The organism is Streptomyces sp. NPDC039430 (assembly GCF_055639435.1).
The window spans coordinates 1-26498 of sequence record NZ_JBVKAK010000031.1; the positions used below are offsets into that span (position 1 = coordinate 1).

Below are 26498 nucleotides of genomic sequence, written 5' to 3' on the forward strand. Positions count from 1 at the left end.
CAGCTCCCACAGCCCGTCCGGAAGGATCCATCCCCACTGTCCACTCCCCATGCCCAACGCAACTGCCAACTGACCATGTAGGACACGGTCTAAGCGCCGTGGCGCTCCCTCCGTCTGAAGTCGAGGAGAGACAAGGGCCGCCGCCGATCCCGTTCTGATAGGCCCAGTGTGTCGCCGCGGACGCGGGGGACAGGGCACCCGAGACGGCGAGCATGAGGGCGCTGAGCCCCATGGGCACGGCAAATCTGAGCTTCTTACCTCTCAAAGATGTCATGAGCGAAACAATCGCATACCCGCGCGGTGATGCCTTTGATGATGCGTCGACACTCCTTGACGATGCGTCTACACCTCCGTCCGGGGCCGAACCCCTGGCTCCCGCACCGACACCGACTTCTCAGAAACCCCTACGCCCCCTACGACCCCCAGAGCACCGGGCGACGAGCGTGTGCGGGCGGGCCACCGGGTACGGCTGGAGGCATGATCGTGCATCTGCTTCCGCTGGACGACTGGCGACGCGAGCCGGACCAGCCGTACACGCCCGCGTCGCTCGCCACCGACGGCTTCATCCACTGCTCCCCCGACGAACCGGTCACCCTGGCCATCGCCAACGCCTTCTACCGCGACACGCCCCGCCCCCTGCTCGCGCTGCTCATCGACGAGGAGTCGCTGACGCCACGGTTGGTCTGGCAGCAGGCCGAGAAGGCACCGCCCGGGGTCGCGGACGACACCCGGTTCCCGCATGTGTACGGCCCGCTCAACCGCTCGGCGGTGACGGGGATACAACAGGTCAAGTGGGACGCGACGGGTCGGGCGGTGGGGCTCACGGACATGGACGTGGAGGTCTGACGGCGGAGATCAGGGCCCGGTCACCGGTGCACCACCGGGTCATCACCGGGCCATCAGAAGACCGAGCCAGCCCTCGGCGTGGTGGGTGACCGCCGGGGGCGTCGCCTCGTCGGCCTCCTCCCGCCGCACCTCGAACTCGCACCACACCACCTTGCCGGGGCTCCGCTCCCCCACGCCCCACCTGTCGGTGAAGGCCGCGACGAGCAGCAGCCCACGCCCGCCCTCGCCGTCCGCCGAATCAACGATCCGGGGGACGCCGGGGCCGCTGTCGTGCACCTCGATACGGAGCACGTCACCGGTGTACTGGAGGTACAGCCGGAACCCACGGCCGGGCGGCACGCCGTGCAGAAGCGCGTTGGTGGCCAGCTCACTCACGCACAGCAACACGTCGTCGGCGGAGAAACCTTCGGTCAAGTCCCAGTCGACCAGGGCTTGGTGGGTGAACTTCCTGGCGGCGGGGACGGACCGCCGGTCACGGCGGAAGAACCTCTCCCTGAGCACAAAGTGGCGAGTTGTCGCATCCATGGAGCGATAGTCGCGGAGAGTAACTAAACTCGTGCACCAGGTGACCCCGTACAGATCTTCTGTACGGGCTGTCCCAGGATCAAGTACGTGCGCATGTGGGGAGTTGGGCCGGCATGAATCCCAGGAAACATCCGAGGAAGAAGAACGCCTCGGCGATGAAGATGCTGGGCGCCCAAGTGGCGACCTTCCGCCGGGCGGCGGGCTATACGCAGCGTTCCCTCGGTGAACGGGTCGTCGCCGACGAGGAGACGATCGCGTCGATCGAGCAGGGCCGACGGCCGCTGAAGGCGGACCTGGCGGAGACGCTGGACGAACTCCTCGACACTAAAGGGGCGTTGTCGGTCGGGGTGGCCAACATGCCTGAGATTGACCAGTTCCCGCTGTGGGCGGAGCAATTCGTGGACCACGAGCGCGAGGCGATCTCACTGTCCGCATACCAGAACCAGGTACTGCCTGGCCTGCTCCAGACCGAGTCATACGCACGGGAGGTCTTCCGCAGCCGCGTCCCGGCGTTTGACGAGGACGAGGTAGAGACCAAGACTGCGGCCCGCATCGAGCGTCAGGCAATACTGCACCGCAAAGTCCCACCGACAGTCAGCTACGTCGTCTGGGAGCCGGTCCTCCGTCTCCCCATTGGGGGCCAACACGCCTTCGCCGAGCAACTGACCCACCTACGCACATGCGCTGAAATGCCGGGCCTCACGATTCAGTTCCTGCCGCTGGATCGCACCATCCATGCCGGGCTCGATGGCCCCTTCATCCTGCTGGAAACGCCCGATCACCAGCACCTCGCCTACAACGAGACCCAGCGCGGCAGCCAGTGGGTCTCCGACCCCGACGAGGTGTCCATCCTGGCGCGCAAGTATGCGATGCTGCGATCGCAGGCCCTCACTCCCGAGGACTCCATGGGCCTGTTGGACCGTCTCCTAGGAGCGCAATGAACACCGCACTCAAATGGTTCAAGTCGAGCTACAGCGGCAGCGAGGGCGGCGACTGCCTCGAAGTCGCCTACGACTGGCGCAAGTCCAGCTACAGCACCGAACAGGGCGGCAACTGCGTCGAGGTCGCCTCACACCCCCGCGCCGTCCACATCCGCGACTCCAAGAACCCCACAGGCCCCACCCTCACCCTCGCCCCCACCGCCTGGGCCGCCTTCACCGCGTACGCGGCCAACTGACCACACACACCACGGCAACCTTCCGGCTCCCTGCGGCGACCTCCGGCTGACGACGGCACCACCCCCCACCCCCGTCAGGAGTCCCGGATGCCCCCCACCAGCCGCAGGCACTTCCTCCTTGGCGCCACCGCCGCGCTCGGCGCCGGCACCGCCGCCAGCCTCGGCCTCCCCGGCACCGCGTCCGCCGCGCCCCGCGCGGTCGCCACGCTCTACATCGCCGGCGACTCGACGGCGCAGACTTACAACTCCGGCTATTACCCGCAGGCGGGCTGGGGCCAGCCCCTTCCCGGCTTCTTCACGTCGAACATCACGGTCGCCAACCGCGCGATCGGCGGTCGCAGTTCGCGTTCGTTCATCGAGCAGGGCAGGCTCGCCGCCATCCATGACGTCATCAAGCCGGGCGCTACCTCTTCGTACAGTGGCGAGGTCAGGCCGTCCGCTGGGTGAACCCGGCCCGAAGGCCGGAATTCCCTGCGAAGATCGAGGAATGGATCAGCGAGAGACCTTCCCCGTCACGGCCCCGGCCCCGGCCACCCCCACCGTCGTTCAGCTCCCCCTCATGCGCTGGGGACGGCCCGACGCGTCGCGGCACGCCCTGTTGCTCCACGGGCTGACCTCGGCGGCGGCCTGCTGGTGGCGCGTGGCGGACGAACTGGCCGAGGCCGGCTGGTCGGTCACCGCCCCCGATCAGCGCGGCCACGGCCTCGCGCCCCGTACGCGGCGGTACGACATCGAGGGGTTCGCCGCCGACGTACTGGCCCTCACCCCGGAGGGCGGCGGCGCGTGGGATCTCGTCGTCGGGCACTCCCTCGGCGGTGTCGTGGCGACCGCGGCGGCGAGCGCCGAGCCCGGCTGGGCGTCGCGTCTCCTCCTGCTCGACCCCGTCATCTCGGTCTCGGGCAGGGTCGAGGAGTTCGTGAGCGGCACGCTCACCGAGCTGACGGCGACCGAGGAGTCGTTGCTCCGCAAGAACCCGGCGTGGCACCCCGAGGACATTTTCCTCAAGGTCCAGGCGGCCCAGCGGACCAGTCCGTACGTCGCCGAGAGTTTTCTGCGGCACAACACGCCCTGGTCGTACGAGAAGGAGCTGACGGAGTACGCCGGTCCCGTGACCGTGCTCGCCGCCGACCCGGTGCACAACCCGGCCTTCACCGCCGAGGAGGGCCACCGGATCGGCTCTTCGAAGGCGGACTTCCACTGGACGGCGGTGGAGGGAGCGAGCCACTCGGTCTACCGCGACAACCCGGCGGCGGTGGTCGCGGCGGCGCTGGCCGGTCCCGAGCGGTAACCGCACGGGGCCAGGGCCAGGGCCCGTCTCAGCCCTTCGCGGCCACACCCCACTCCGTGCCGCCCAGCGGGTAGTCGTACGACGGACGCCCCTGCGACCCGCTCGTACGGAACGGCTTTCCGTTGTCGTCCACGCGGAGCGTGCCGTGCCGGTCACCGCTGGTCCACTCCAGCTCCAGGTACCAGCTGACGTCCCGCGCCGTCGCGGTGGCGGAGACGTAGTAGACCTCGGGGTCCGACTCGCTGACGCTGTACGGGAAGTCCCGCTGGCCCGCCTTGGGCACGGAACTGGGCCGGGCCGCGTCCAGGTTGACGGCGAAGGACTTCGTGCCCACGCCGCCGCCGCAGCCGACGCCCATCGCGTAGTCGTTCCAGGGAAGCGGGGCGTCGGTCTTCACGATCTTCACGCGCAGCGCGTTCAGGACGACCGTGTCGCTGCTCTTGCCCTGCACGGTCAGTTCGATGAACTGACCGCCGCTCGCCACCCCGCCGAGCGCGTTGACCCAGCCGGGCGCGTCCTGCTCGGTGGGTGGCGGAGGGATCTGCTCCGGTGGGCTGTCGATGAGGTAGTGCTGACTGCACGGGTCCTCGAAGGCGTACGGCCGGGTGCTCACCGACACCGGCACCCCGCCCGCGGAGAGATGGCCGGGCGCCGTGGACGTCGTACGCGCGCTGGGCGCGTCGGACGGGCTCGCGCTCCGGGAGGCCGAGGCGGAGGGCGGGGCGGACGGCTTTTCCTTGTCCTTGCCGTCCGGGGAGGCGGAGGGCGACACGCTCTCCTCCGATTCCCGGCTCGGAGCCTCCGACACCGCGCTCGCGGCGGAACGGTCGTCGGTCGAGTTGACGGCCCCGCTGCCGTAGGCGATGGCGGGAACGGCGACCGCCACGACCGCCACGGCGGCGAGAAGAAGACGCAGGCGTTTGGTACGGGGGAGCCGGACGATACGGGACCCGGCGACGGACACGGGCTCGCGTGCGGAAACGAGTTCAGGCGCAGGCTCCGGTGCGAGCGCGGGTGCGGGCTCCGGCGAGGGCGCGGATGCGGATGCGGGCTCCGGTGCGGGCGCGGGCTCCGGTGCGGATGCGGGTGCGGGCTCAGGTCCAGGGACAGCCTCAGCCTCGGCCGGGGCCGCCGCCGCGGCCGACGGAGCCGACCGCGCCCGCCGTCTCGCCTCGTCCGCGAGGATCCACCGCCGGTGCAGCTCGACCATTTCCTCGGCGTTCGCCGCGCACAGCCGCGCGAGCCGCTCCACCGACGCGTAGTCGGTCGGCACGGCATCCCCGTTGCAGTAGCGGTGCAGCGTGGACGTACTCACATGGAGTTTCCCGGCGAGGACGCCGTAGCTGCGCCCCGAGCGGTCCTTCAACCCCCTGAGCAGTTCCGCGAAAGCCTCGGCCTCGGTGGTCGCCACTCGCTGTTCCCCTCCTCGTTCCTGCTGGTCCGTTCCAGGAACGCGTTCCAGGGAAACCCCGTCCCCCCAGGTCAGAGTATGCGCGAGCGTTCCAGCTTCCCCCATTCTCCCCTGCCGATTGCGGCCGCTTCCGGCGACCCCGCAAGGTGAGTGCAGCACCAGCCGAACGGGGAGCAGCAATCAGAATCCGACTCCGTATCAGCGTGGTCGACGCGTTGGCGGTCGTCGTGCTGATCACCTCGACAGCGATCGTGCTCATGCTCATCAATCGCCGCTGACCACACCCGTCGACACCTTCACTTCACTTCGCCTCACTTCACCTCACTTCAGCTCACCTCATCGAAACGGGGATCAACCTCATGCGTAACATCCGTCGCCGCGCCGCCGCAGCCGCCGCCACCGCTCTCGTCGCCTCCCTCGCCCTCACCGCCTGCGGTAGCGGCGACAACACCGCCGGCGCCGTGAAGGACTCCGCCGCCGCGTCCTTCGGCACGCCGTCGGCCAAGCAGCAGTCGCGGGGCGACGACGAGCGGCAGACGCCCGCCGAGCAGCTCAGCACCACGAGCGACAGCAGCGGCAAGATCGAGGCCGACTCCAGCGCCGTCAGCAGCAAGAGCCAGAGCCAGAGCCAGAGCCAGGGCAGCAGCAGCACCACCGCCAAGCGGACGACCTGCACCGGCGCCAACACCAAGGTCAAGGTCAGCCAGGTGACCCGGCCGATCAACCACCTCCTGCTGACGGTCACCAACACCGGCAGCAAGAACTGCGACGCCTACTACGCCCCCGCCCTCCGCTTCGACGAGGCCCAGGCCGCCACGCAGATCATCGAGGAGAGCCAGCCGCAGGCCGTCGTCACGCTCGCCCCGGGAGAGTCGGCCTACGCCTCGATCTCCCTGAACGGTGACGGGAACCCGACCATCCCGGCGAAGGAACTGACCGTCCACTTCATCGGACGCGCCAACCAGGGCTCGGTGGGCTCCCCCGCCGGTCCCCTCAAGCTCCCCACGGGGACGCGGATCGCCGACGACACGGCCGTGACGTACTGGCAGTCGGAGATGTCCGACGCCCTCACCTGGTGACGCGTTGACGCCGACAGGGCCCCTACCCGACCGGTAGGGGCCCTGTCGGCGCGGTACGGGGCCCGCCCGCGTCAGGCCGCGACCGTGTCCGTACCCCTGCTCCGTACCTCGGGATACGCCACTTCGTCCGGCAGCCGGTAGCCGAGGCCGGTCAGCCGCGCCGCGACGTCCGCCGGGCTTCTCCCCGTCAGACTCGCGCTGCGCAGGACGTGTTCGAGGTGGACGTTGTCGAGGAACGAGCGGTCGACCGTCTCCAGCAGCCGGATGTCCTCCGGATCCGCGACCGCGGGCACCTTCGCGTGGGCGTGCGGCCCGTGCCCCAGCGCGGCCAGCCGCTCGGTGATGTCCGCCGGGGTCCGTCCCGTCACGAGGGAGGCGCGCAGGATGTGCCGCAGCTGCACCCCGACGGCACGGTTCACGGGCAACCAGGGCGCACGGCCGTCGAGTTCGTGGCTGAGGAGAACGAAGTCGTCCGCCTCCGGGGCGTCGGGCACGGGCGCGTCCACCCCGCAGCCCAGTTCCGCCAGCCGGGCGACGATGGCAGCCTGCGACCGGCCCGTCTCGCGGGCGACGTCGAGGATGTGCCCGCTGGGCACCGAGGAGTAGCGGCCCGCCCAGGGCCGGTGGCCGACCCCGCACCTGAGGATCCGCTCGTCCCCGGGCTCCGGGGTGTAGGGCAGCCGGATGCCGAGCCCGGCCAGACGCCTGGCGGCCGCGTGCGGGCTGCACCCCAGCTCGGCCGCCGCACTGAGCACATGGTGTGCGGGCACTTCCGCGCCCCATTCCAGCCAGTCGCCGTTGCCGCCGCGCGACACGCGGATCAGCACGATGTCGCGGGTGTCCGGGGTTTCGGGCAGGGGATGGCCGGCCGGGACCGCGTAGCCGAAGTCGGTCAGCCGGCGTGCGGCGTAGGCGGGGCTCCGGCCCGTCCGCCCCGCCGCGGCGAGTATGTGCCGCAGCGACACGGGCTTGCCGAGCCCGAGCCACGACAGGTTGTACGCCTCTTCCTTGATCAGCAGAGCGTCGACCGGGTCGACGGTGAGGGGCAGCGGGCCGTCGGGAAGCTCGATGCCGGCGAAGCCGAGCGCGGTCAGCCGCGACACGACGTCGGCGGGAGCGCACTCCCACGTGCCCGCCGCGTACAGGACATGTCCGTACGGCACCTGCCGGTCGGGCTTCACCCAGGCGGTCTCACGCCCCATCGGGATACGGGTGAGCCGGAGGTACTCCGGGTCCTGGGATTCAGGGCTGCTCGACATCGTGAACCTTTCGGAAACGGAAACGGGAACGGGCACGGGCACGGGCACGGGCACCCGAGCGGGAGGGGCGCCGGTGCGTGGGGCTTCGAGTACAGGCCCCCGTACGGCGGGAATCAGGCGTGAGGACGGTCATTCGGCCACCGCGATATAACGGCCGCCGCCCCCGGACTCCTCGTCGTCGTCCCAGTCGTCGTACTCCCGGTCGTTCCTCCCGTACAGGTTCACCCGGACCCCCGCGGGCTCAAGGGCCGTCCATATCCGCAGCATCATGGCCTCGCTGAGGAAGTGGTGCGAGAGATCGAGTTCCTTGAGATGGGTGAGCGGCTGCCCGTGGAGCAGCGCCTCCGCGCCCTCGTCGGAGAGCGTGCCCATGGACAGGCTCAGCGAGGTGAGCCGTGGCACGACCGGCGCGGAGGCGATCGCGGCGGCCAGCTCGTCCTGGATGGGGCTGTTCTGGAGGCCCAGGTGGCGCAGCGCGGGCTTGCGGTCGCCCGCGAGGAGCGGGGCGAGCTGCTCGACCGTGGTGCCGCCCCCGTAGTCCTCTTCGCCGAGCCACAGCTCGATCCGCTCCAGCGAGGGCAGATCGGCGGCGGCGATGTGCTCCGCCGCCTCCGGAGGCAGCCCGCCGGACTCGATACGCAGCGACCGCAGCCCCGCGTGCCCCGTCACGGGGAAGTCCAGCCCGTCACCGCCGCGCACGGCCAGCTCCCGCAGCCCGGGGAACGCCGCCAGGAGCGGTGCGAGATCCGGCTGCCCGATCGAGGAGATCATCTCCTCGTCGTCCTCAAGGTCGTTGAGGAAGAGCGCTTCGAGCCCGACCAGCCGGGAACTCAGATCGATGAGCGCCTGGTCGGGCATGTAGTGCGCGCCATGGCCGAGGACCAGCGCCCGTACCCTCTCCAGCTCCACCGTGCTGGTGAAGCGGTCCCAGTAGTCCTCGTAGTCCTCGTCGGACGAGTACGGCCCGGTGCAGAGACGCCAGGCCACGGAGCCGGCGTCCGGCAGCTCCGTGGCCGGTGTGTACGGCGGGACGGTCAGTACGGGCAGGCCATGGAAATGCTCGACGTGTTGCACGTAGGACAAGGGGGGCTCCCGAAGTTCATGGATCCGAAGCCGTGTTCGGGTCCGGCTCCGGTGCGCCCTGTTCTACCAGCACGCTCCGACATCAGAGCTTCCCCGCGACCTCCGTCGCCCAGTACGTGAGGATCATGTTCGCGCCCGCGCGCTTGATTCCGGTCAGGGCCTCCAGGATCGCCGCGTCGCGGTCGATCCAGCCCTTCTCCGCCGCCGCCTCGACCATCGAGTACTCGCCCGAGATCTGGTACGCGGCGACCGGCACGTCCGTCTCCGCCGCGACGCGCGCCAGGATGTCCAGATACGGCAGCGCCGGCTTGACCATGACCATGTCGGCGCCCTCCTGGAGGTCGAGCGCCAGCTCGCGCAGGGAGTCCCGGACGTTCGCCGGGTCCTGCTGGTAGGTCTTGCGGTCGCCCTTCAGCGAGGAGCCGACGGCCTCACGGAACGGGCCGAAATAAGCCGACGCGTACTTCACGGTGTACGCGAGGATCGACACGTCCTCCCTGCCGATCGTGTCGAGCGCGTCGCGCACGACCCCGATCTGGCCGTCCATCATGCCGCTGGGGCCCACCACATGGGCGCCCGCGTCGGCCTGGACCTGGGCCATCTCGGCGTACCGCTCCAGGGTCGCGTCGTTGTCGACCCGTCCCTGGTCGTCCAGTACCCCGCAGTGGCCGTGGTCGGTGAACTCGTCCAGGCACAGGTCGGACATGACGACCAGGTCGTCCCCGACCTCTTCGCGCACCGCGCGGATAGCGGCCTGGAGGATGCCGTCCGGGTCCGTGCCCGCCGTACCCGCCGCGTCCTTCTTGTCCTCCTCGGGGACGCCGAAGAGCATGATCCCGGAGACACCGGCCGAGGCCGCCTCCACGGCAGTCTTGCGCAGCGTGTCCAGCGTGTGCTGGACGACGCCGGGCATCGCGGAGATGGGGACGGGCCGGCTGATGCCCTCGCGTACGAACGCGGGAAGGATGAAATCCGCCGGGTGCAGCCGGGTCTCGGCCACCATCCGTCGCATCACCGGGTTCACCCGCAGCCGCCGGGGCCGCGAGCCGGGGAAGGATCCGTGCACACTCATCGTCTGTCGCCTCTTGGGTCTGCTGTTCGTCGGGGCCCGGCCGACCGTCGGACCATCTTCGACCATAAACCCGGCATCCCCGCCCCTTTACCGACACGGCGACCGGGAACCCGCCCCGGGAACCGAGGGCGCCGGAGAACCGAGGGCGCCGGAGAACCGAGGGCGCCGGAGAGACAGGCCCGGCGATGTACGCCCGGGAAAGACCGCGGGGCCCGGCCGCCTCGGCGACCCGGCCCCACACTCCTCCGGTCCGTACGCCCCTCAGGTCGTACGGCGCCTGCGGCTGCCCGGCCTGCGCTCGCTCGGCCGCGTGACCGTTTCGCCCGCCTCCTTGGCCGCCTCGCGGCGCTGCGTGCCGAACGCGGCGAGCGCCTCGGCCAGCTTGTGCACCGACGGCTCGGGCGAGAGGACGTCGACCCGCAGGCCGTGCTCCTCGGCGGTCTTCGCCGTCGCGGGGCCGATGCACGCGATCACCGTCACGTTGTGCGGCTTGCCCGCGATCCCGACCAGGTTCCGCACGGTCGAGGACGAGGTGAAGAGCACGGCGTCGAAGCCGCCGCCCTTGATCGCCTCGCGGGTCTCGGCCGGCGGCGGCGAGGCGCGCACCGTGCGGTACGCGGTGACGTCGTCCACCTCCCAGCCCAGCTCGATCAGCCCCGCCACCAGCGTCTCGGTGGCGATGTCCGCGCGCGGCAGGAACACCCGGTCGATCGGGTCGAAGACCGGGTCGTACGGCGGCCAGTCCTCCAGCAGCCCGGCCGCCGACTGCTCGCCGGACGGCACCAGATCGGGCTTCACCCCGAAGTCCACGAGCGACGCGGCGGTCTGCTCGCCCACCGCGGCGACCTTGATCCCGGCGAAGGCACGGGCGTCGAGCCCGTACTCCTCGAACTTCTCCCGGACCGCCTTCACCGCGTTGACCGAGGTGAACGCGATCCACTCGTAGCGCCCGGTGACCAGGCCCTTGACCGCGCGCTCCATCTGCTGGGGTGTGCGCGGCGGCTCGACCGCGATGGTCGGCACCTCGTGCGGGACCGCGCCGTACGACCTGAGCTGGTCGGAGAGCGACGCGGCCTGCTCCTTCGTACGCGGAACGAGCACCTTCCAGCCGAACAGGGGCTTGGACTCGAACCACGCGAGCTGGTCGCGCTGCGCGGCGGCACTGCGCTCACCGACCACGGCTATGACCGGCTGGTGTCCCTCCGGGGAGGGCAGCACCTTCGCGTGCTTCAGGACCTGCGCGATGGTGCCGAGCGTGGCGTTCCAGGTCCGCTGACGGGTTGTCGTACCGGCGACGGTGACGGTCATCGGGGTGTCCGGCTTGCGGCCGGCCGAGACCAGCTCACCGGCGGCGCCCGCGACCGTCTCCAGGGTGGTGGAGACGACGACCGTGCCGTCGCTCGCGCCGACCTCGGTCCAGCACCGCTCGCTGGCGGTCCTGGCGTCCACGAGCCGTACGTCCGTGCCCTGGGCGTCGCGCAGCGGCACCCCGGCGTACGCCGGCACACCGACCGCGGCGGCGATGCCCGGGACGACTTCGAAGGGAATGCCCGCGGTGGCACAGGCGAGCATCTCCGTGCCCGCGTCGCCGTCCAGCCCCGGGTCACCGGAGACCGCACGCACGACCCGCTTGCCGCCCCGCGCGGCCTCCATGACAAGATTGGCCGCATCCCGGATCGCGGGGATCCCGGCGGCTGCTGACACATCGTCAACAACCGTCAGCGCAGGGGTGTGCACACCCGCCCTGGCGTGGCCGCGTACGACTTCGAGCACATCAGGCTCGGCAATCAGTACATCCGCCCCCGCGAGCGCCTCGACGGCGCGGAGTGTCAGCAGACCCGGATCCCCGGGTCCGGCACCGAGGAAGGTGACGTGCCCCGATGCGGAGCAGGCTGGAAGGTCAGAGGTGGTGGGGCTCAAAGTGCTCGCTCCCCCATAAGACCGGCCGCACCCTTGGCGAGCATCTCGGACGCGAGTTCGCGACCGAGCGCGATGGCGTCGCCGTGCGACGTGGGTACGGGACCGGTGGTGGACAGCTGCACCAGCGTCGAGCCGTCGGTCGTGCCGACGACGCCGCGCAGGCGCATTTCGTTGACAACCTGTCCGTCGGCCAGCAGGTCGGCCAACGCACCCACGGGTGCGCTGCAGCCGGCCTCCAGGGCGGCGAGCAGGGAACGCTCGGCGGTCACGGCGGCCCGGGTGTACGGGTCGTCGAGCTCGGCGAGCACTGCGGCGAGGTCCACGTTGACCGCGGCGCACTCGACAGCAAGAGCCCCCTGGCCGGGGGCGGGCAGGACCGTGTCGACCGAGAGGAACTCGGTCACCTCGTCGATCCTGCCGATGCGGTGAAGCCCGGCGGCGGCGAGCACGACGGCGTCGAGCTCCCCTCCGCTGACATAGCCGATCCGCGTGTCGATGTTCCCGCGGATCGGTACGGTTTCGATGGTGCGGCCGTGGTTGCGCGCGTACGCGTTGAGCTGCGCCATCCGGCGCGGCGACCCCGTACCGACCCGGGCGCCCGCGGGCAGGTCCCCGAAGGCCAGCCCGTCGCGCGCGATCAGCACGTCCCGGGGGTCCTCGCGGCGCGGCACGGCCGCCAGCGTCAGATCGTCGGGCTGGGTCGTCGGCAGATCCTTGAGGGAGTGCACGGCGAAGTCGACCTCGCCCGCCAGCAGCGCGTCGCGCAGCGCGGTGACGAAGACGCCCGTGCCGCCGATCTGCGCGAGATGCTCGCGGGAGGTGTCGCCGTACGTGGTGATCTCGACCAGCTCCACCGGCCGGCCGGTCAGCTCGCGCACGGCGTCCGCCACCTGGCCGGACTGTGCCATGGCGAGCTTGCTGCGCCTGGTTCCGAGCCTCAGCGGCTTCTCGGGCCTCAGTGCCTTCTCGGTCATACTCGCCCTCTGCCTACACCGTCGGTGTCATTCAGGTCGGCCCGGCTGACGGCGGCGACCGTCTGCGGGTCGAGGTCGAAGAGTTCACGCAGCGCGTCCGCGTACCCGGCGCCGCCGGGCTCGCCCGCGAGCTGCTTGACCCGCACGGTGGGCGCGTGCAGGAGTTTGTCGACGACGCGGCGCACGGTCCTGGTGATCTCGGCGCGCTGCTTGTCGTCCAGCCCGGGGAGCCTGCCTTCGAGGCGCGCGACCTCGCTGCTCACCACGTCGGCGGCCATGGCGCGCAGCGCGACCACGGTCGGCGTGATGTGAGCGGCGCGCTGGGCGGCGCCGAAGGCCGCCACCTCGTCGGAGACGATGGTGCGTACCTGATCGACGTCGGCGGCCATGGGGGCGTCGGCGGACGCCTCGGCCAGCGACTCGATATCCACGAACCGGACCCCGCCGAGGCGGTGCACGGCGGCGTCGATGTCCCGGGGCATGGCGAGGTCGAGCAGGTCCAGCCGGCCCGTGCGGCCGTGCAGCGCCGCCTCGACGGCTCCGGCGGTCAGCACCAGACCGGTCGCGCCCGTGCAGGACACGACCACATCGGCGTGGGGCAGCTCGTCGGCGAGGGCGCTCATGTCCACCGCGCGAGCGAGGACGCCCGTCGGGCCGGGCTCGGTCAGGATCTGTACGAGCCGGTCGGCGCGCGCGGCCGTGCGGTTGGCGATGACTATCTCGTCGATGCCGACGCGCGCGAGCGTCGCGGCCGCCAGCGAGGACATCGAGCCCGCGCCGATCACCAGCGCGCGCTTCTTCTTGGCCCAGACGTCCACGGCGGCCCCGGCGGCGAGCTGCTCCAGGCCGAAGGTGACCAGAGACTGGCCCGCCCGGTCGATCCCGGTCTCGCTGTGGGCGCGCTTGCCGACCCGCAGGGCCTGCTGGAAGAGGTCGTTGAGCAGCCGGCCCGCGGTGTGCAGCTCCTGCCCCAGCGCCAGCGCGTCCTTGATCTGCCCGAGGATCTGGCCCTCGCCGACGACCATCGAGTCGAGCCCGCAGGCCACCGAGAAGAGGTGGTGGACGGCCCGGTCCTCGTAGTGCACATAGAGATAGGGGGTGAGCTCCTCCAGGCCGACGCCGCTGTGCCGGGCGAGGAGCGTGGACAGCTCGGCGACCCCGGCGTGGAACTTGTCGACGTCGGCGTACAGCTCGATGCGGTTGCAGGTGGCGAGGACCGCGGCCTCGGTCGCGGGCTCCGCGGCGAGCGAGTCCTGCAGCAGCTCGATCTGTGTGGCGGTGGCGAGGGACGCCCGCTCCAGCACACTCACGGGTGCGCTGCGGTGGCTCACTCCGACGACCAGGAGACTCATGCCGGCATCACCGCGGGAACGTCCCCGTCGGGTCCCTTCCGGCTCGCGGCGGCGCTGTCCGCCTCCGGAGCGTCCACGTCCGCGTCCGCGGCGTCCACCTCCACCGCGTGCACCGCGCTCCCGCGCTCGGCGGCCAGCGCCGCTTCCGCCGCGGCCCCCTCACCGGCCTTGCGCTGCTCGTGGAAGGCGAGGATCTGCAGCTCGATGGAGAGGTCGACCTTGCGTACGTCCACACCGTCCGGCACGGAGAGCACGGTCGGCGCGAAGTTGAGGATCGAGGTCACACCGGCGGCGACCAGCCGCTCGCAGACCTGCTGGGCGGCGCCCGCGGGGGTCGCGATGACCCCGATCGAGACGCCGTTGTCGGTGATGATCTTCTCCAGCTCGTCCGCGTGCTGGACCGGCATCCCGGCGACCGGCTTGCCCGCCATCGCGGGGTCGGCGTCTATCAGCGCGGCCACCCGGAATCCACGGGAGGCGAACCCGCCGTAGTTGGCGAGCGCGGCGCCGAGGTTACCGATACCGACGATGACGACCGGCCAGTCCTGCGTCAGCCCCAGCTCACGGGAGATCTGGTAGACGAGGTACTCGACGTCGTAGCCCACACCCCTGGTCCCGTAGGAGCCGAGGTAGGAGAAGTCCTTCCGCAGCTTGGCGGAGTTGACCCCGGCCGCGGTCGCGAGCTCTTCGGAGGAGACCGTGGGTACCGAACGCTCGGACAGAGCGGTCAGCGCCCGCAGATACAGCGGAAGCCTGGCGACGGTGGCCTCGGGGATTCCTCGGCTACGAGTCGCCGGTCGGTGAGTTCGGCCAGTTGCCACGGTGCTCCTGCGGGATGAGCGAGGCTGCAGGCGGTCGTATGTCCCTGGACCGCCCCGTCGAATGCAGGCTATGTCTTTGTGAACGCGTGCACAAAGATTGTGTCCGCTTTGTCCGAGCAAAGTGACCGGGGTCACGCGCGTCGATCCCACAGGAGTGGAACCGCACACCGCGTCGACCCGTTGCACACACGAAGGGGGCAAAACCGCACACACTCCTCACGAATACGCCCCCGAGACCGCTCCCCTTAACCCTCCCGGGACCGATCCCCGGACGCTTGGCGACACCTCGGGGCCACCCTCCCGGCCCGGAGCATGATCACCAGAGAAAACCCAGCAAAGCGCCCACGATGGTAACCGTCTTTCCCTTCAGCCCCCCAGTTCGCGACGGAGCCGATCGGCGTCGACCCGCCAGAACGTGTGCTGCTCACCGTCCACCAGGACCACCGGAATCTGCTCCCAGTACGCGCGATGCAGCGCTTCATCCCGCGTAATGTCTTTTTCCTCCCATGGCGCCCCCATCTCCCCGCACACCCGTTCGATTACGGAGCGGGCATCGTCACAGAGATGGCATCCGGGCTTCGAGACGAGCGTCACCATCCGCTCGCCCGCCTTCTTCTTCGTCGTACGTCGCAGCAGAGGACTCATGCGGACCATTCTCCGCCCGCTCCGCCGGCGGTGGCGCGCGTCATCCACAGCCGGGACCGGATCGCATGATCAGCGGATTAACGCACCGGCCGCGGAGTGTTCACTCCACGGCACCCCCACACGTCGGGAAGTACCGAACAGACTGGCTATGCTCACGATATGGCCGCACTGGGATGGCTCACCCCCCGCAGGCGCTCCGCCACCGCACGGAGCGTGCTCGCAGGCGAGGCCGCAGCCGAGGCAGGACTCAGGTCCACGCAGGAGTCGCACGCGGCCTCGGAGGCCGAAGCCGCCGCCAAGGCCGACGAGGTGCCCGACTTCCCCGTCTTCGGCGACAACCGCGCCGCCGCCTTCTTCGATCTCGACAACACCGTGATGCAGGGCGCCGCGATCTTCCACCTGGGCCGCGGCCTGTACAAGCGGAAGTTCTTCCAGCGCCGCGAGCTGGCCCGGTTCGCCTGGCAGCAGACATGGTTCAGGCTGGCCGGGGTCGAGGACCCCGAGCACATGCAGGACGCCCGCGACAGCGCGCTGTCCATCGTCAAGGGCCACCGGGTCGCCGAGCTGATGTCCATCGGCGAAGAGGTCTACGACGAGTACATGGCCGACCGGATCTGGCCCGGCACCCGCGCCCTCGCCCAGGCCCACCTGGACGCGGGCCAGCAGGTCTGGCTGGTGACGGCGGCGCCCGTCGAGACCGCGACGATCATCGCCAGGCGGCTCGGCCTGACCGGTGCCCTCGGCACGGTCGCCGAATCGATCGACGGCGTATACACCGGCAAACTCGTCGGCGAACCGCTGCACGGCCCCGCGAAGGCCGAGGCCGTCCGCGCCCTGGCCGCGACCGAGGGCTTCGACCTGGACCGCTGCGCGGCGTACAGCGACTCGCACAACGACATCCCGATGCTCTCGCTGGTCGGACACCCGTACGCCATCAACCCGGACACCAAGCTCCGCAAGCACGCGCGCCGGCTGGACTGGCGGCTGCGCGACTACCGGACCGGCCGCAAGGCGGCCAAGGTCGGCATCCCGGCGGCGGCCGGAGTGGGCGCCCTCGCGGGCGGCACGGCGGCCGCGGTCGCCCTGCACCGCCGCCGCCGCTGACTCGGCGTCGCCGGCCCCGCGCGGTCCCGCCGCAACGAGAGACACGCCCCGGGGACACGCCGCCGGGTGACACATCAACACGTACGGCCCTGCGGAAGTCCCCGCGGGGCCGTACGTACGTCCGTCACTCAGGCACAACCCATCACGAGAGCAAACAGATCTTGTCGCAATCCGATCAATAAATGGTCACGATGTGCGACTAGATACGCCGCATAGGCGTCATGGAAGCGACGTAATCGATGATTTGAGCAACTGGGTGTAGCGCTGCCTGTACGAAGCGTTATTCTCCTCAGACGCATACCGGACCCCACACGTCGCCACGACGAGTGAACGGTCCCGCACTGCACGTGATGGAAGCTCTGCCTCTGGGAGTCCCGTGTACCCACACGTCGGGGTTGACGCCTCGGGCCTGGCTACGCTGCGCGCAACGGTCCTTGACCACTTGCGCGGCTTCGTCCCCACCGCGTACGCCGTCCCCGCCTTCGCCGCACCGGCCCCTGCCGTGAGCGGCCCTATCGGTCCTTGTTATGCCCTGGCGAGCGGTGGTGCGGCGGTCGGCAGACGGGGGAGCCGAAGCAGCGCCGCCGCCTCGACCCCCGCCCGTCGGCCCACCGCCGACAGCGACAGCGCCCGCATGATGGAACTCGTCGAGCGCGCCCAGGCCGGTGAGGCCGAGGCCTTCGGCCGGCTGTACGACCAGTACAGCGACACCGTCTACCGCTATATCTACTACCGCGTGGGCGGGAAGGCGACCGCCGAGGATCTCACCAGCGAGACGTTCCTGCGCGCCCTGCGCCGGATCTCCACCTTCACCTGGCAAGGGCGCGACTTCGGCGCCTGGCTGGTCACGATCGCCCGGAACCTGGTCGCGGACCATTTCAAATCGAGCCGTTTCCGTCTCGAAGTGACCACGGGCGAAATGCTCGACGCCAACGAGGTGGAGCGCAGCCCGGAGGACTCCGTCCTGGAGTCCCTCTCGAACGCGGCCCTGCTCGAAGCCGTACGCAAACTCAACCCGCAGCAGCAGGAGTGCGTCACACTGCGCTTCCTGCAAGGTCTCTCGGTCGCCGAGACGGCCCGCGTCATGGGCAAGAACGAAGGAGCGATCAAAACTTTGCAGTACCGAGCCGTACGAACACTGGCCCGGCTCCTGCCCGACGACGCCCGCTGACCGCCGGCTGTCCCCCCACTCACCCCCACCTACCCCCCACCTCTCAGCAGCGGCCGTTCACCCGCTGTCCGCCCCCACCTCGGACCCAACTCACAGTCGGTGACGCCTCGATGACGGGCTGGTCCGATCATCCTTCGCGCGTAACCCATGTGCCGCGACGCTCGTTGTGCGGGATGCAGGCTCCCTGCGGTCACGCCATGCCCGCAGCCACTCACTCAATCGTGTGGATGTGCTCAAGGCGTGCAACCTTCCGGACCCCCAGGGGAGTCGATCGTCATGACGAGAGGAGGTGCCGCCAGTGATCGCGAACGTTTCGGCACACCGGCGGGCGAACGCCTTCGCCCAGGCCCTGGAAGACCAGACGGTCCAGGGCGCGGCGGCCGAACAGCCCGCCGAGTCGGCCGAACCGGCCGAACAGGGGCGGCTGTTGGCCCTGGCGAGTGGTCTCGGTGAACTGCCGAAACCGACGCTGGACCCCGAGGTCAAAATGGTGCAACGGGCACAGCTCGTGGCAGCCATGGAGGCCATGCTGCTGGAGGGCACAGCCGCCGGGGGGGCGACTCCGGGCCCTACGGTGCCGGAGCAGCGCAAGTCCGGACGGGGCGCCCACCGGGCCTCCCGCCTCCGGAGACTGCGCCCCAGATCCCGCTGGTCCAAAGGCCTTGCGGCGGGCGGGCTCACGGTCGGGGTGGCGGCGGGCGCCTTCGGCGGTGTCGCCGCCGCCAGCTCCGACGCCCTGCCCGGTGACTCGCTGTACGGACTGAAACGAGGAATGGAGGACTTCAAGCTCAATCTGGCGGACGACGAGTCCGACCGGGGCGAGCTGTATCTGGACCACGCCTCGACCAGGCTCAGCGAGACCCGCCGGCTGATGGAGCGGGGCCGCTCCGGCCGGCTCGACCATGAATCCATGGCCGAGATCCGGCGCACACTGAGCGGGATGAAGCACGACGTCACCGAGGGCCACCGCCTGCTCCATCAGGCATACGAACGGGACGGCTCACTCGGCCCGATCGCCACCCTCTCGTCGTTCTCCGCCTCGCACCGCCAGGCCTGGAACGGGCTGCGCGAGCGGCTGCCCGTCCAGCTGACGGACGTCGGCAACGAAGTCAGTTCGGTCTTCGACGCCATAGACGAAGAGGTCGCCCCGCTCCAGTCGCTGCTGCCGCGCCCGCCGGAGAAGCACGCGGGAACCACCCAGCCCGGCTCCACACCCGACTCCCCGGGCTCCGGTCGTCAGAGCCATCCCTCGCCCTCCGCACCGAGCGAGGGCGGCGGAAGCGGCTCGCACACCAACGACCAGCCCAACCCGTCGGGACAGGACTCGGACAGCGCGCCCGAGGAGGGCCTGCTCGGCGGCGGCACGGGCGGCCTGCTCGACCCGCCACAGAGCAGCGCCACCCCGTCCCCGTCCGAGAACCAGGACAGCTCGGACCGTCCGGGACCGGATGTCACGATCCCGCCGCTGCTGCCGGATCTGCTGCCAGGACTCGGCTTCAAGGCCGAGGACGCGGATCAGTAACCGTCAGCGGCAGTACAGCAGTACAGCTGAGGGGCGGTGCTCCACCGGAGCACCGCCCCTCACAGCTGCACAACGATCCGAAGAACGCGGCGCTCAGAAGAACACCGACCGCCGCTGCACCAGCAATTTATAGAGCGAGTGCTGAATCTGCTCGCGCACCTGATCCGTCAGATTGAACATCAGCATCGGATCCTCCGCCGCCTCCGGCGGATAGCCGTCCGTCGGGATCGGCTCACCGAACCGGATCGTCCACTTCGTCGGCAGCGGCAGCATGCCCAGCGGCCCCAGCCACGGGAACGTCGGCGTGATCGGGAAGTACGGCACCCCCAGCAGCCGCGCCAGCGTCCGCGAGTTGCCGATCATCGGATAGATCTCCTCGGCGCCCACGATCGAGCACGGCACGATGGGCACGCCCGCGCGCAGCGCCGTCGACACGAACCCGCCCCGGCCGAACCGCTGAAGCTTGTACCGGTCGCCGAACGGCTTGCCGAGCCCCTTGAAACCCTCCGGCATCACCCCGACGACCTCGCCGCGCTGGAGCAGTATCTCGGCGTCCTCCGCGCATGCCAGGGTGTGCCCGGCCTTCCGCGCCAGCTCGTTGACCACGGGCAGCATAAACACCAGATCGGCCGCCAGCAGCCGCAGATGCCGGTCCGCCGGATGGTTGTCGCGGACGGCGACCTGCATCATCAGCCCGTCCAGCGGCAGCGTCCCCGAGTGATTGGCCACCACGAGCGCCCCGCCCTCCGACGGGATGTTCTCGATGCCCTTCACCTCGACCCGGAAGTAGTTCTCGTACAGCGGCCGGATCAACGACATCAGGACCTGGTCGGTGAGCTCCTGGTCGTAGCCGAACTCGTCGATGTCGTACTCGCCGGTGACCCGTCGGCGCAGAAACGCCAGCCCGCCCGCGAGGCGCCGCTCCCAGCCGCTCGCGGGAGCCGGCTCCGCCCCCGCCCCCGACTCCGGCTCCAGTTCCGGTTCCACTTCAGCTTCCAGTTCCGGTACGGGCGCGAGCGGTCCCGGCTTACGTACGGGGCCCGGCTCCGGCCCCGATCCTGCCCCCGGCGCTGATTCCGCCCCGGCCCCCGGCGAGCGCTTCGGGGCACCGTCCTTGGCGTGCTGCCGCCGGCCGCCGGCGGATCCACGCCTCGACCTCGGTTCATCACCGAAGGGGATGACCTTGGCATCGGCCATGTCAGATGCGCTCCTTGCTGACGAGAGTGGAGAGCCGGTCGACGGTACGGGCCGCCGCCTCCGGCGGCAGCAGCCCGGCCCCCCGGCCGCGCGCGAAGTCCGCGAAGGCCTCCGCGGTCGTGTACCGGGGCACAAAGCCCAGTGTCTCGCGCAGCTGGTCCGTGCTGACCACCCGGCCATGGGTCAACAGCCTGATCTGTTCCGGCGCGAAGTCCGTCATCCCGACCGTGCGCAGCGCCGTACCGACCCAGGTCACGGCGGGCAGCGGAACGGGCACCGTGGGCCGCCCCAGCCGCCGTGAACACTGCGAGAGCAGCAGCACACCCTCCCCGGCGACATTGAAGGTCCCGCTGTTGAGCGTCCCGCGCCGCGGCTCGTCGGAGGCGATCAGCAGGACGTCCATCACATCGTCCTCGTGCACGAACTGGAGCCGCGGGTCATAACCGAAGACCGTCGGCAGCACGGGCAGCGACAGATATTCGGCGAGCGGTGTATCCGCCGTAGGCCCCAGGATGTTCGCGAAGCGCAGCACACAGACCGCCACATCCGGTCTGCGGCGCGCGAAGCCGCGTACGTATCCCTCGACCTCCACCGCGTCCTTGGCGAAGCCGCCGCTCGGCAGCGATTTGGGCGGCGTGGTCTCCGTGAAGATCGCCGGATCGCGGGGCGCGGAACCGTACACACTCGTACTGGACTTGACCACCAGCCGCTTCACCGTCGGCGATTTCTGGCAGGCGCCGAGCAGCTGCATCGTGCCGATGACGTTGGTCTCCTTGACGGCGGCCCGCCCGCCGGAGCCCAGCGGAGTGCCCGTCACATCGAGATGGACGACGGTGTCGACTCCGTGCTCGGCCAGAATCCGCGCGATCACCGGCTGCCGGATATCCGCGCGGACGAATTCCGCCCCGCCCAGCTCATGCGCGGGCGGGACCGCGTCCACGGCGATGACCCGGTCCACCTCGGAATCACGCTGAACGCGCCGTACGAAACGGCCTCCGAGCTGACGGGCCGCTCCTGTCACGAGCACGACCTTGCCCAAGATCAGCGCCTTCCCCTGAAAGTCTCCGTGGGCGCCACCGTATCGGGTCGGTATCGCGCCACGGTGACCGTAGGGCGCGCCACACCATTTCTTTGACCGGCAAACACCGCGGCCCTTCCACCAGGTCGGTGGAAGGGCCGCGAATGCACGAACAGCTGACGCTACTTCTTGTTGCGACGCTGAACGCGGGTGCGCTTGAGCAGCTTGCGGTGCTTCTTCTTGGCCATCCGCTTACGCCGCTTCTTGATAACAGAGCCCACGACTACCCTCGCTCACTTCTCTTCACTCGGTGCGGGGCGTCTGGGCCCACACGACCTACGTCGGCCTAGCCTACCCGCCGCCGAGTGAGGGGCGTAATCCGAGGGACACCCGAGGTGATTCTGCCGGCGCCACGCGCCCCGCCGCGACGTTCGCCGCGACGGGGAACGAGCCGTACCGGTCCCGGCGTCACGCAGACTCGACCCCCACGAATGACTCGCGGAGGTACTCGTGAACCGCTTGCTCCGGAACCCGGAATGACCTGCCCACCCGGATCGCCGGCAGATGACCGCTGTGCACCAAGCGGTACACGGTCATCTTCGACACTCGCATCACTGAGGCGACTTCCGCCACGGTAAGGAACTTGACCTCGTTGAGAGGCCTCTCGCTGCCAGCAGCCATGACCCACCTGTACCTTCCGCACGCGACGGCCACCGGCTTCCCCTCCGGTAACTCTTCGTCGCTGTGCGCTCACTCACCAGACTAGGGGCGGGTGATGCGAGTGGGGAAGAGGAGCAGCCTTCGGCCGCCTACTGTGACAGACACGCTCGATTGAGTACATAGCGCGTAAGCGGCCGGTAGTAATCAGACCGCACGGCGTCATCGAGGGGAACGGCCACGGACACCCGCCCCTCCGCTTCCCCGACGAACAGCGCGGGATCGTCCGTATCGGCGAGACCGATGGCCTCAAAACCCAGCTGACCTGCCCCGCAGACCCATCCGTGGTCTCCCACGACCAGCTCGGGCAGCGGGCCCCCGGACTCCGCCACGCCCTCCAGAGCCACCCGGACCGGCAGTGGTGAATGGGTGTGCGCGCCGGTCTCACGCCCGGCGCATCGCACGCCGGGCTCCCGCATCAGCGCGACTCCCCGTACGTAGTCAAGGTTGTACGTACGTACCCCGAACCGGGTCGTTATGTCGACACATCGCCCCTGCGCGGGAGTGAGAACGAGACATCCCGCCGCCGACAAAGCGTCTGCCAGCTCCGCGTAGAAAACGAGCAGCCGATGCGGATGCCCCGTCCCGAGCAGTACCGGCGCCCGCCGCTCCGCCACAGCGCCCAGCCGGTCGGCGAACGCGTCCAGCGCGCTCAGCGTCCGCTCGGGATCAATGACATCAGGACCCAGCACGTGATCGGAATCAGGTGAAACTCCACACTTGTCGGCCATGAGCTTGAGCAAGTCCTGCTCATTCCATGCCCATTCCGGATCGAGTCCGAGCGTCACGCGTGGATCGCGGGCGGCGAAGAGACGGTAGCTGCGCAGGCTCGCCTCGCGCGAGGTGGCCACAGGTCCGGCCAGCCTGGCCGCCAGCAGATGCGCCCGCAGCGCTCCGGTGCTCAACACCCGGCCGATCCTGCCGCTTACGGCACTCCCGCGGGCTGGAACCCCTGATTCACCGCACAGTTGGCGTAACAGCCGCCGGGCCGACCGCCGACCGCCGACCGCCGGCAGTGAGCCATCAGCCGCTACGCCAGCAGCCCCCGCAGCGGGAACACGGCCTTGCGCGTCGCCAGCACCGCCTGGTCCAGCCGGTCCGCCGGATCGTACCCGGCCTCCCACGGCTGCCAGGCCGGCGTCCGCCCGTCCGTCATCCGCCCGGGACCCAGCTGCCGCGTCCGCGCGTACACCTCGTCCCGCCAGGACTCCGGCACCTCCGACAGCGGATCGATCGGCGCGTGCGCGGCGATCCCCACCAGATGGGTCCAGGACCGGGGCACCACGTCGACGACCGCGTAACCGCCGCCGCCCAGCGCGACCCACCGCCCGCCGTCCACGTACTCGTGCACCAGGTCGTGGCAGGACGCCTGCACCGCACGCTGCGCGTCGAGCGACACCGCGAGATGCGCCAGCGGATCCTCGAAATGCGTATCCGCGCCGTGCTGGGTCACCAGCACCTGCGGCCGGAAGTCCGCCAGCAGTTCGGGCACCACCGAGTGGAACGCCCGCAACCAGCCCTCGTCGCCCGTCCCCGCGGGCAGCGCCACATTCACCGCGCTGCCCTCGCCCGCGCCCCCTCCGGTCTCCTCCGCCCAGCCGGTCTGCGGGAAGAGCGTCCGCGGGTGCTCGTGCAGCGACACCGTCAGCACCCGGGGGTCCTCCCAGAACGCCGTCTGGACGCCGTCCCCGTGATGCACGTCCACATCGATGTACGCGACCCGCTCCGCGCCCAGCTCCAGGAGCCGGGCGATCGCCAGGGACGCGTCGTTGTAGATACAGAACCCGGACGCCGCCCCGGGCATCGCGTGGTGCAGCCCGCCCGCGAAGTTCACGGCGTGCGCGGTCTCCCCGCGCCACACCGCCTCGGCCGCGCCGACCGACTGCCCGGCGATCAGGGCCGACGTCTCATGCATCCCCGCGAAGGCCGGATCGTCCGGCGTGCCGAGCCCGTACGAACCATCGGCGGCGCGCGGATCCAGCGAGGCCCGCCGCACCGCGTCCACATACTCCTGCTGGTGGACGAGGCGCAGCGTCGAGTCCCCGGCGGCCGGCGCGGCCACCACGTCCGCCGCCCGGTCCAGTCCGTACGCCCGCACCAACCCCATGGTCAGTACGAGCCGTACGGGATCCATCGGATGGCTGGGCCCGAAGTCGTATCCCGTTACTGCGTCATCCCACATCAACCGTGCGCGGCCGCTCATGCCCGCCACCGTATCGGTCCACATCCGTCCCGAACGAGTGGGCGTACACGAGCGTCACCAAAACCATCACCATCGGTACGAGCATCGCGCCCCGGTAGCTCCACAGGTCCCCAAGCGCTCCCACCAGCGGCGATCCGATGAGAAACCCCACGTAGTTGAAGATATTGAGGCGGGCCACGGCGATGTCGCTCGCGGCGGGAAACAGTCGTCCGGCCGCCGCGAAAGTCTGCGGAACGATCACACACAGCCCGAGTCCGAGCATCGTGAACCCGAGGATCCCCATCCAGGCGCCGGACGCCAGCGCCACCACCGCGAAGCCGGCCCCCGCGAGCAGCGACCCGCACCGCACGACGGCCACCGGCCCGAACCGCCGCACACCCAGGTCCCCGACCGCGCGCCCCAGCAGCGTGGTGACCATATAGGCGTTGTACGGAACGGTCGCCAGCTCCTCCGAGCTGCCGAGGACGTCCTGGAGGTACTTGGCGCTCCAGTTCGACACGGTGGAGTCACCGATGTACGCGAAGGCCATGACGAGGCAGAGCGGCAGGAGCAGCCTGAACGCGACCGGCTGCCCGCTCGCGGCGCCCGCCGCCTTCTCCGCGTCCTTACCATCCGTACGGTTGATAGCAGCGGCGGCATCGGCCTTGGCGTCCGTGTCGGCGTCGGCGTACCAACGGCTGCCGATCAGCGCGGCCGGCAACAGCAGGGCCACCACCGGGAGATACGACACCAGCAGCGACAGATCCCAGTGCGCGCCGACCCAGGCGAGCGAGGCCCCGGCGATCCCCCCAAGGCTGTACGCGGCGTGGAAGCCGAGCATGATGCTCCGGCCGTACGCCCGCTGAAGACTCACCCCGAGCATGTTCATGGACGCGTCGAGCGCGCCGACCGACAGTCCGAACGCCGCCAGCGCGATGCCCAGCTGCCACACCTCGCCGCCCGCCCCGGCACCGAGGAGCGCCAGCAGTACGACGGGCTGCGCCCAGCGCAACACCACCCCGGGCCGCACCCGCGCCACGAGTTTCTCGGTGACGACACTGCCGACGCCGGCGAGCACGGGCACGGCGGCGAGGAAGACGGGGAGCAGCGCGTTGGATATCCCGTACCGGTCCTGGATGGCGGGGATACGCGTCACGAGCAGGGCGAAGGTCACCCCCTGGACGAAGAAGCTCAGCGCCAGGGAGAGCCGACCGTGCCGCAACCGCGCGTCTGTCATGGCCGGACAGCGTAGGACGCTCCTCTACCCATGGGTAGGCGGATCACACGATGGATCCCGTCACGCGTCCCGCGGCGGATCCCGCGAGCCGCTCAGGCGGGCGGCTCAGGCGAGCAACCCCGGTAGTTCCGCCATCCTGCTGAAGTAACCGGTGGCGCCGGGGAGCTGGTCGGCGGGTGTCATGGCCGTGAACGCGAACACGTCCATGCCCGCGGCCCTGGCGGCGCGGACCCCGAGGGGGCTGTCCTCCACGACAGCACAGCGGCCGGGCGCCACGCCCATGCGCTCGGCGGCATGAAGGAAGAGGTCGGGCGCCGGCTTGCCCCGTCCGACATCCTGCGCGCTGAAGATGACGCTGTCCTCGAACCACCGGCTCAGCCCGGTCTTCCGGTGCCCGACGCGGATCCGCTGATGGCTCCCGGAGGAGGCGACGCAGTAGGACACCCCGTCCCCGGCCAGCTTCTCCAGTACCTCGGTCACCCCGTCGACGGGCTCCAACTCCCGCTCGAAGGCGGCGAAGACACGGTCGTGCAGGGTGTCGTCGAAGTTGGTGGGCAGAAGCCGACCTGTCCGCTCCTTCACCAGGTCGTGGACGCGATGAACGGCGGCCCCCATGTAGTCCCGGAGGGAGTCCTCGTAGGAGGTGGGATGGCCCAGTTCGGTGAGATAGGCGGCCAGGATGGTGTTGGAGAGCAGCTCGCTGTCGACAAGGACACCGTCATTGTCGAAGATGATCAGTTCATAGCGCATGTACTCAGCCTCATCCGACCCTATAACGCAGGAATGCCCCGCGCCGAAAGGCGCGGGGCATTCCCCTAAAGATTGTTCGGCGGCGTCCTACTCTCCCACAGGGTCCCCCCTGCAGTACCATCGGCGCTGTGAGGCTTAGCTTCCGGGT

At 70.1% G+C, this 26498-nt stretch carries 27 protein-coding genes and 1 rRNA gene; 9 read left to right on the forward strand and 19 right to left on the reverse strand.

Features of this window, described 5'->3' with window-relative positions:
- Positions 1–477 precede the first annotated feature (477 nt).
- Complete coding sequence (locus ACZ7LS_RS36375; RefSeq protein WP_385137130.1) at positions 478–846, forward strand: DUF952 domain-containing protein; 369 nt, start codon at positions 478–480, stop codon at positions 844–846.
- Positions 847–888: 42 nt separating this feature from the next.
- Here ACZ7LS_RS36375 and ACZ7LS_RS36380 read toward each other — a convergent pair whose 3' ends face one another.
- Positions 889–1371: an ATP-binding protein gene (locus ACZ7LS_RS36380; protein ID WP_129773296.1), complete on the reverse strand. Its 483-nt coding sequence runs from the start codon at positions 1369–1371 to the stop codon at positions 889–891.
- Positions 1372–1484: 113 nt separating this feature from the next.
- On the opposite strand from ACZ7LS_RS36380, the gene ACZ7LS_RS36385 reads away from it, so the two are divergent.
- From ACZ7LS_RS36385 to ACZ7LS_RS36400, 4 genes are all read left to right on the forward strand, one after another.
- The gene (locus tag ACZ7LS_RS36385; RefSeq protein ID WP_383973324.1) at positions 1485–2312 is read left to right on the forward strand and encodes a helix-turn-helix domain-containing protein; all 828 of its coding nucleotides are present in this window, start codon (positions 1485–1487) and stop codon (positions 2310–2312) included.
- Positions 2309–2548 carry a DUF397 domain-containing protein gene (locus ACZ7LS_RS36390; RefSeq protein ID WP_383973326.1) on the forward strand — a complete coding sequence of 80 codons (240 nt, stop codon included), beginning with the start codon at positions 2309–2311 and terminating at the stop codon, positions 2546–2548. Before ACZ7LS_RS36385 ends, ACZ7LS_RS36390 begins: the two co-directional genes overlap by 4 nt.
- 87 nt (positions 2549–2635) lie before the next feature.
- A complete protein-coding gene (locus tag ACZ7LS_RS36395) occupies positions 2636–2995 on the forward strand; it encodes an SGNH/GDSL hydrolase family protein (protein WP_385137127.1) in 360 nt (119 codons plus the stop codon).
- 40 nt (positions 2996–3035) lie between these two features.
- Positions 3036–3836: an alpha/beta fold hydrolase gene (locus tag ACZ7LS_RS36400; RefSeq protein WP_385137126.1), complete on the forward strand. Its 801-nt coding sequence runs from the start codon at positions 3036–3038 to the stop codon at positions 3834–3836.
- A gap of 28 nt (positions 3837–3864) precedes the next feature.
- On the opposite strand, the gene ACZ7LS_RS36405 is transcribed toward ACZ7LS_RS36400, so the two are convergent.
- The gene (locus ACZ7LS_RS36405) at positions 3865–5247 is read right to left on the reverse strand and encodes a helix-turn-helix domain-containing protein (RefSeq protein WP_385137124.1); all 1383 of its coding nucleotides are present in this window, start codon (positions 5245–5247) and stop codon (positions 3865–3867) included.
- A gap of 359 nt (positions 5248–5606) precedes the next feature.
- On the opposite strand from ACZ7LS_RS36405, the gene ACZ7LS_RS36410 reads away from it, so the two are divergent.
- On the forward strand, positions 5607–6326 hold the full coding sequence (locus ACZ7LS_RS36410; protein WP_385137122.1) for a DUF4232 domain-containing protein: 720 nt from the start codon (positions 5607–5609) through the stop codon (positions 6324–6326).
- Positions 6327–6397: 71 nt separating this feature from the next.
- Here ACZ7LS_RS36410 and ACZ7LS_RS36415 read toward each other — a convergent pair whose 3' ends face one another.
- From ACZ7LS_RS36415 to ACZ7LS_RS36450, 8 genes are all read right to left on the reverse strand, one after another.
- Positions 6398–7585 (reverse strand): wHTH domain-containing protein, encoded by a 1188-nt coding sequence (locus tag ACZ7LS_RS36415; RefSeq protein WP_382525600.1) that lies wholly within the window; start codon positions 7583–7585, stop codon positions 6398–6400.
- Positions 7586–7714: 129 nt separating this feature from the next.
- Entirely contained in the window at positions 7715–8659 is a 945-nt protein-coding gene (locus ACZ7LS_RS36420) for an STM4015 family protein (protein ID WP_382525781.1), read from the reverse strand.
- Between the two features lie 91 nt (positions 8660–8750).
- The gene (gene hemB, locus ACZ7LS_RS36425) at positions 8751–9740 is read right to left on the reverse strand and encodes a porphobilinogen synthase (protein WP_382525598.1); all 990 of its coding nucleotides are present in this window, start codon (positions 9738–9740) and stop codon (positions 8751–8753) included.
- Positions 9741–10001: 261 nt separating this feature from the next.
- Positions 10002–11660 (reverse strand): bifunctional uroporphyrinogen-III C-methyltransferase/uroporphyrinogen-III synthase, encoded by a 1659-nt coding sequence (locus tag ACZ7LS_RS36430; protein ID WP_382676123.1) that lies wholly within the window; start codon positions 11658–11660, stop codon positions 10002–10004.
- Entirely contained in the window at positions 11657–12634 is a 978-nt protein-coding gene (hemC, locus tag ACZ7LS_RS36435) for a hydroxymethylbilane synthase (protein WP_382676120.1), read from the reverse strand. The genes ACZ7LS_RS36430 and hemC overlap by 4 nt, the downstream gene beginning before the upstream one ends.
- Positions 12631–13986 (reverse strand): glutamyl-tRNA reductase, encoded by a 1356-nt coding sequence (locus ACZ7LS_RS36440; protein WP_382525592.1) that lies wholly within the window; start codon positions 13984–13986, stop codon positions 12631–12633. The genes hemC and ACZ7LS_RS36440 overlap by 4 nt, the downstream gene beginning before the upstream one ends.
- On the reverse strand, positions 13983–14807 hold the full coding sequence (locus tag ACZ7LS_RS36445; protein ID WP_382525590.1) for a redox-sensing transcriptional repressor Rex: 825 nt from the start codon (positions 14805–14807) through the stop codon (positions 13983–13985). The genes ACZ7LS_RS36440 and ACZ7LS_RS36445 overlap by 4 nt, the downstream gene beginning before the upstream one ends.
- Positions 14808–15173: 366 nt before the next feature.
- Positions 15174–15452, reverse strand: a complete 279-nt coding sequence (locus tag ACZ7LS_RS36450; RefSeq protein ID WP_382525588.1) for a glutaredoxin family protein — start codon at positions 15450–15452, stop codon at positions 15174–15176.
- 159 nt (positions 15453–15611) lie between these two features.
- Between ACZ7LS_RS36450 and ACZ7LS_RS36455 the strand changes: the two genes are divergently transcribed.
- From ACZ7LS_RS36455 to ACZ7LS_RS36465, 3 genes are all read left to right on the forward strand, one after another.
- Positions 15612–16556: an HAD family hydrolase gene (locus ACZ7LS_RS36455; RefSeq protein ID WP_382525586.1), complete on the forward strand. Its 945-nt coding sequence runs from the start codon at positions 15612–15614 to the stop codon at positions 16554–16556.
- 376 nt (positions 16557–16932) lie between these two features.
- Positions 16933–17727 (forward strand): ECF subfamily RNA polymerase sigma factor, BldN family, encoded by a 795-nt coding sequence (locus ACZ7LS_RS36460; RefSeq protein WP_382525584.1) that lies wholly within the window; start codon positions 16933–16935, stop codon positions 17725–17727.
- Between the two features lie 298 nt (positions 17728–18025).
- A complete protein-coding gene (locus ACZ7LS_RS36465; protein WP_382676109.1) occupies positions 18026–19249 on the forward strand; it encodes a DUF5667 domain-containing protein in 1224 nt (407 codons plus the stop codon).
- 93 nt (positions 19250–19342) lie between these two features.
- On the opposite strand, the gene ACZ7LS_RS36470 is transcribed toward ACZ7LS_RS36465, so the two are convergent.
- The 9 genes from ACZ7LS_RS36470 to rrf all read right to left on the reverse strand — a co-directional run.
- On the reverse strand, positions 19343–20446 hold the full coding sequence (locus tag ACZ7LS_RS36470; RefSeq protein WP_385137117.1) for a 1-acyl-sn-glycerol-3-phosphate acyltransferase: 1104 nt from the start codon (positions 20444–20446) through the stop codon (positions 19343–19345).
- A gap of 1 nt (position 20447) precedes the next feature.
- Positions 20448–21485, reverse strand: a complete 1038-nt coding sequence (locus ACZ7LS_RS36475) for an NAD-dependent epimerase/dehydratase family protein (RefSeq protein ID WP_382525578.1) — start codon at positions 21483–21485, stop codon at positions 20448–20450.
- Between the two features lie 161 nt (positions 21486–21646).
- Positions 21647–21745, reverse strand: coding sequence for a 30S ribosomal protein bS22 (locus ACZ7LS_RS36480; protein WP_003948845.1), 99 nt, complete (start codon positions 21743–21745; stop codon positions 21647–21649).
- A gap of 187 nt (positions 21746–21932) precedes the next feature.
- Entirely contained in the window at positions 21933–22145 is a 213-nt protein-coding gene (locus ACZ7LS_RS36485) for a helix-turn-helix domain-containing protein (RefSeq protein WP_014046653.1), read from the reverse strand.
- A gap of 128 nt (positions 22146–22273) precedes the next feature.
- Complete coding sequence (locus ACZ7LS_RS36490; protein WP_382525576.1) at positions 22274–23089, reverse strand: phosphatase; 816 nt, start codon at positions 23087–23089, stop codon at positions 22274–22276.
- A gap of 122 nt (positions 23090–23211) precedes the next feature.
- Positions 23212–24384: an acetoin utilization protein AcuC gene (locus ACZ7LS_RS36495; RefSeq protein WP_382525574.1), complete on the reverse strand. Its 1173-nt coding sequence runs from the start codon at positions 24382–24384 to the stop codon at positions 23212–23214.
- The gene (locus tag ACZ7LS_RS36500; RefSeq protein ID WP_385137115.1) at positions 24353–25600 is read right to left on the reverse strand and encodes an MFS transporter; all 1248 of its coding nucleotides are present in this window, start codon (positions 25598–25600) and stop codon (positions 24353–24355) included. Before ACZ7LS_RS36500 ends, ACZ7LS_RS36495 begins: the two co-directional genes overlap by 32 nt.
- A 105-nt stretch (positions 25601–25705) precedes the next feature.
- Entirely contained in the window at positions 25706–26350 is a 645-nt protein-coding gene (locus tag ACZ7LS_RS36505) for an HAD family hydrolase (RefSeq protein WP_382880768.1), read from the reverse strand.
- 74 nt (positions 26351–26424) lie between these two features.
- Positions 26425–26498 (reverse strand): 5S ribosomal RNA (gene rrf, locus ACZ7LS_RS36510); the annotation flags it as partial.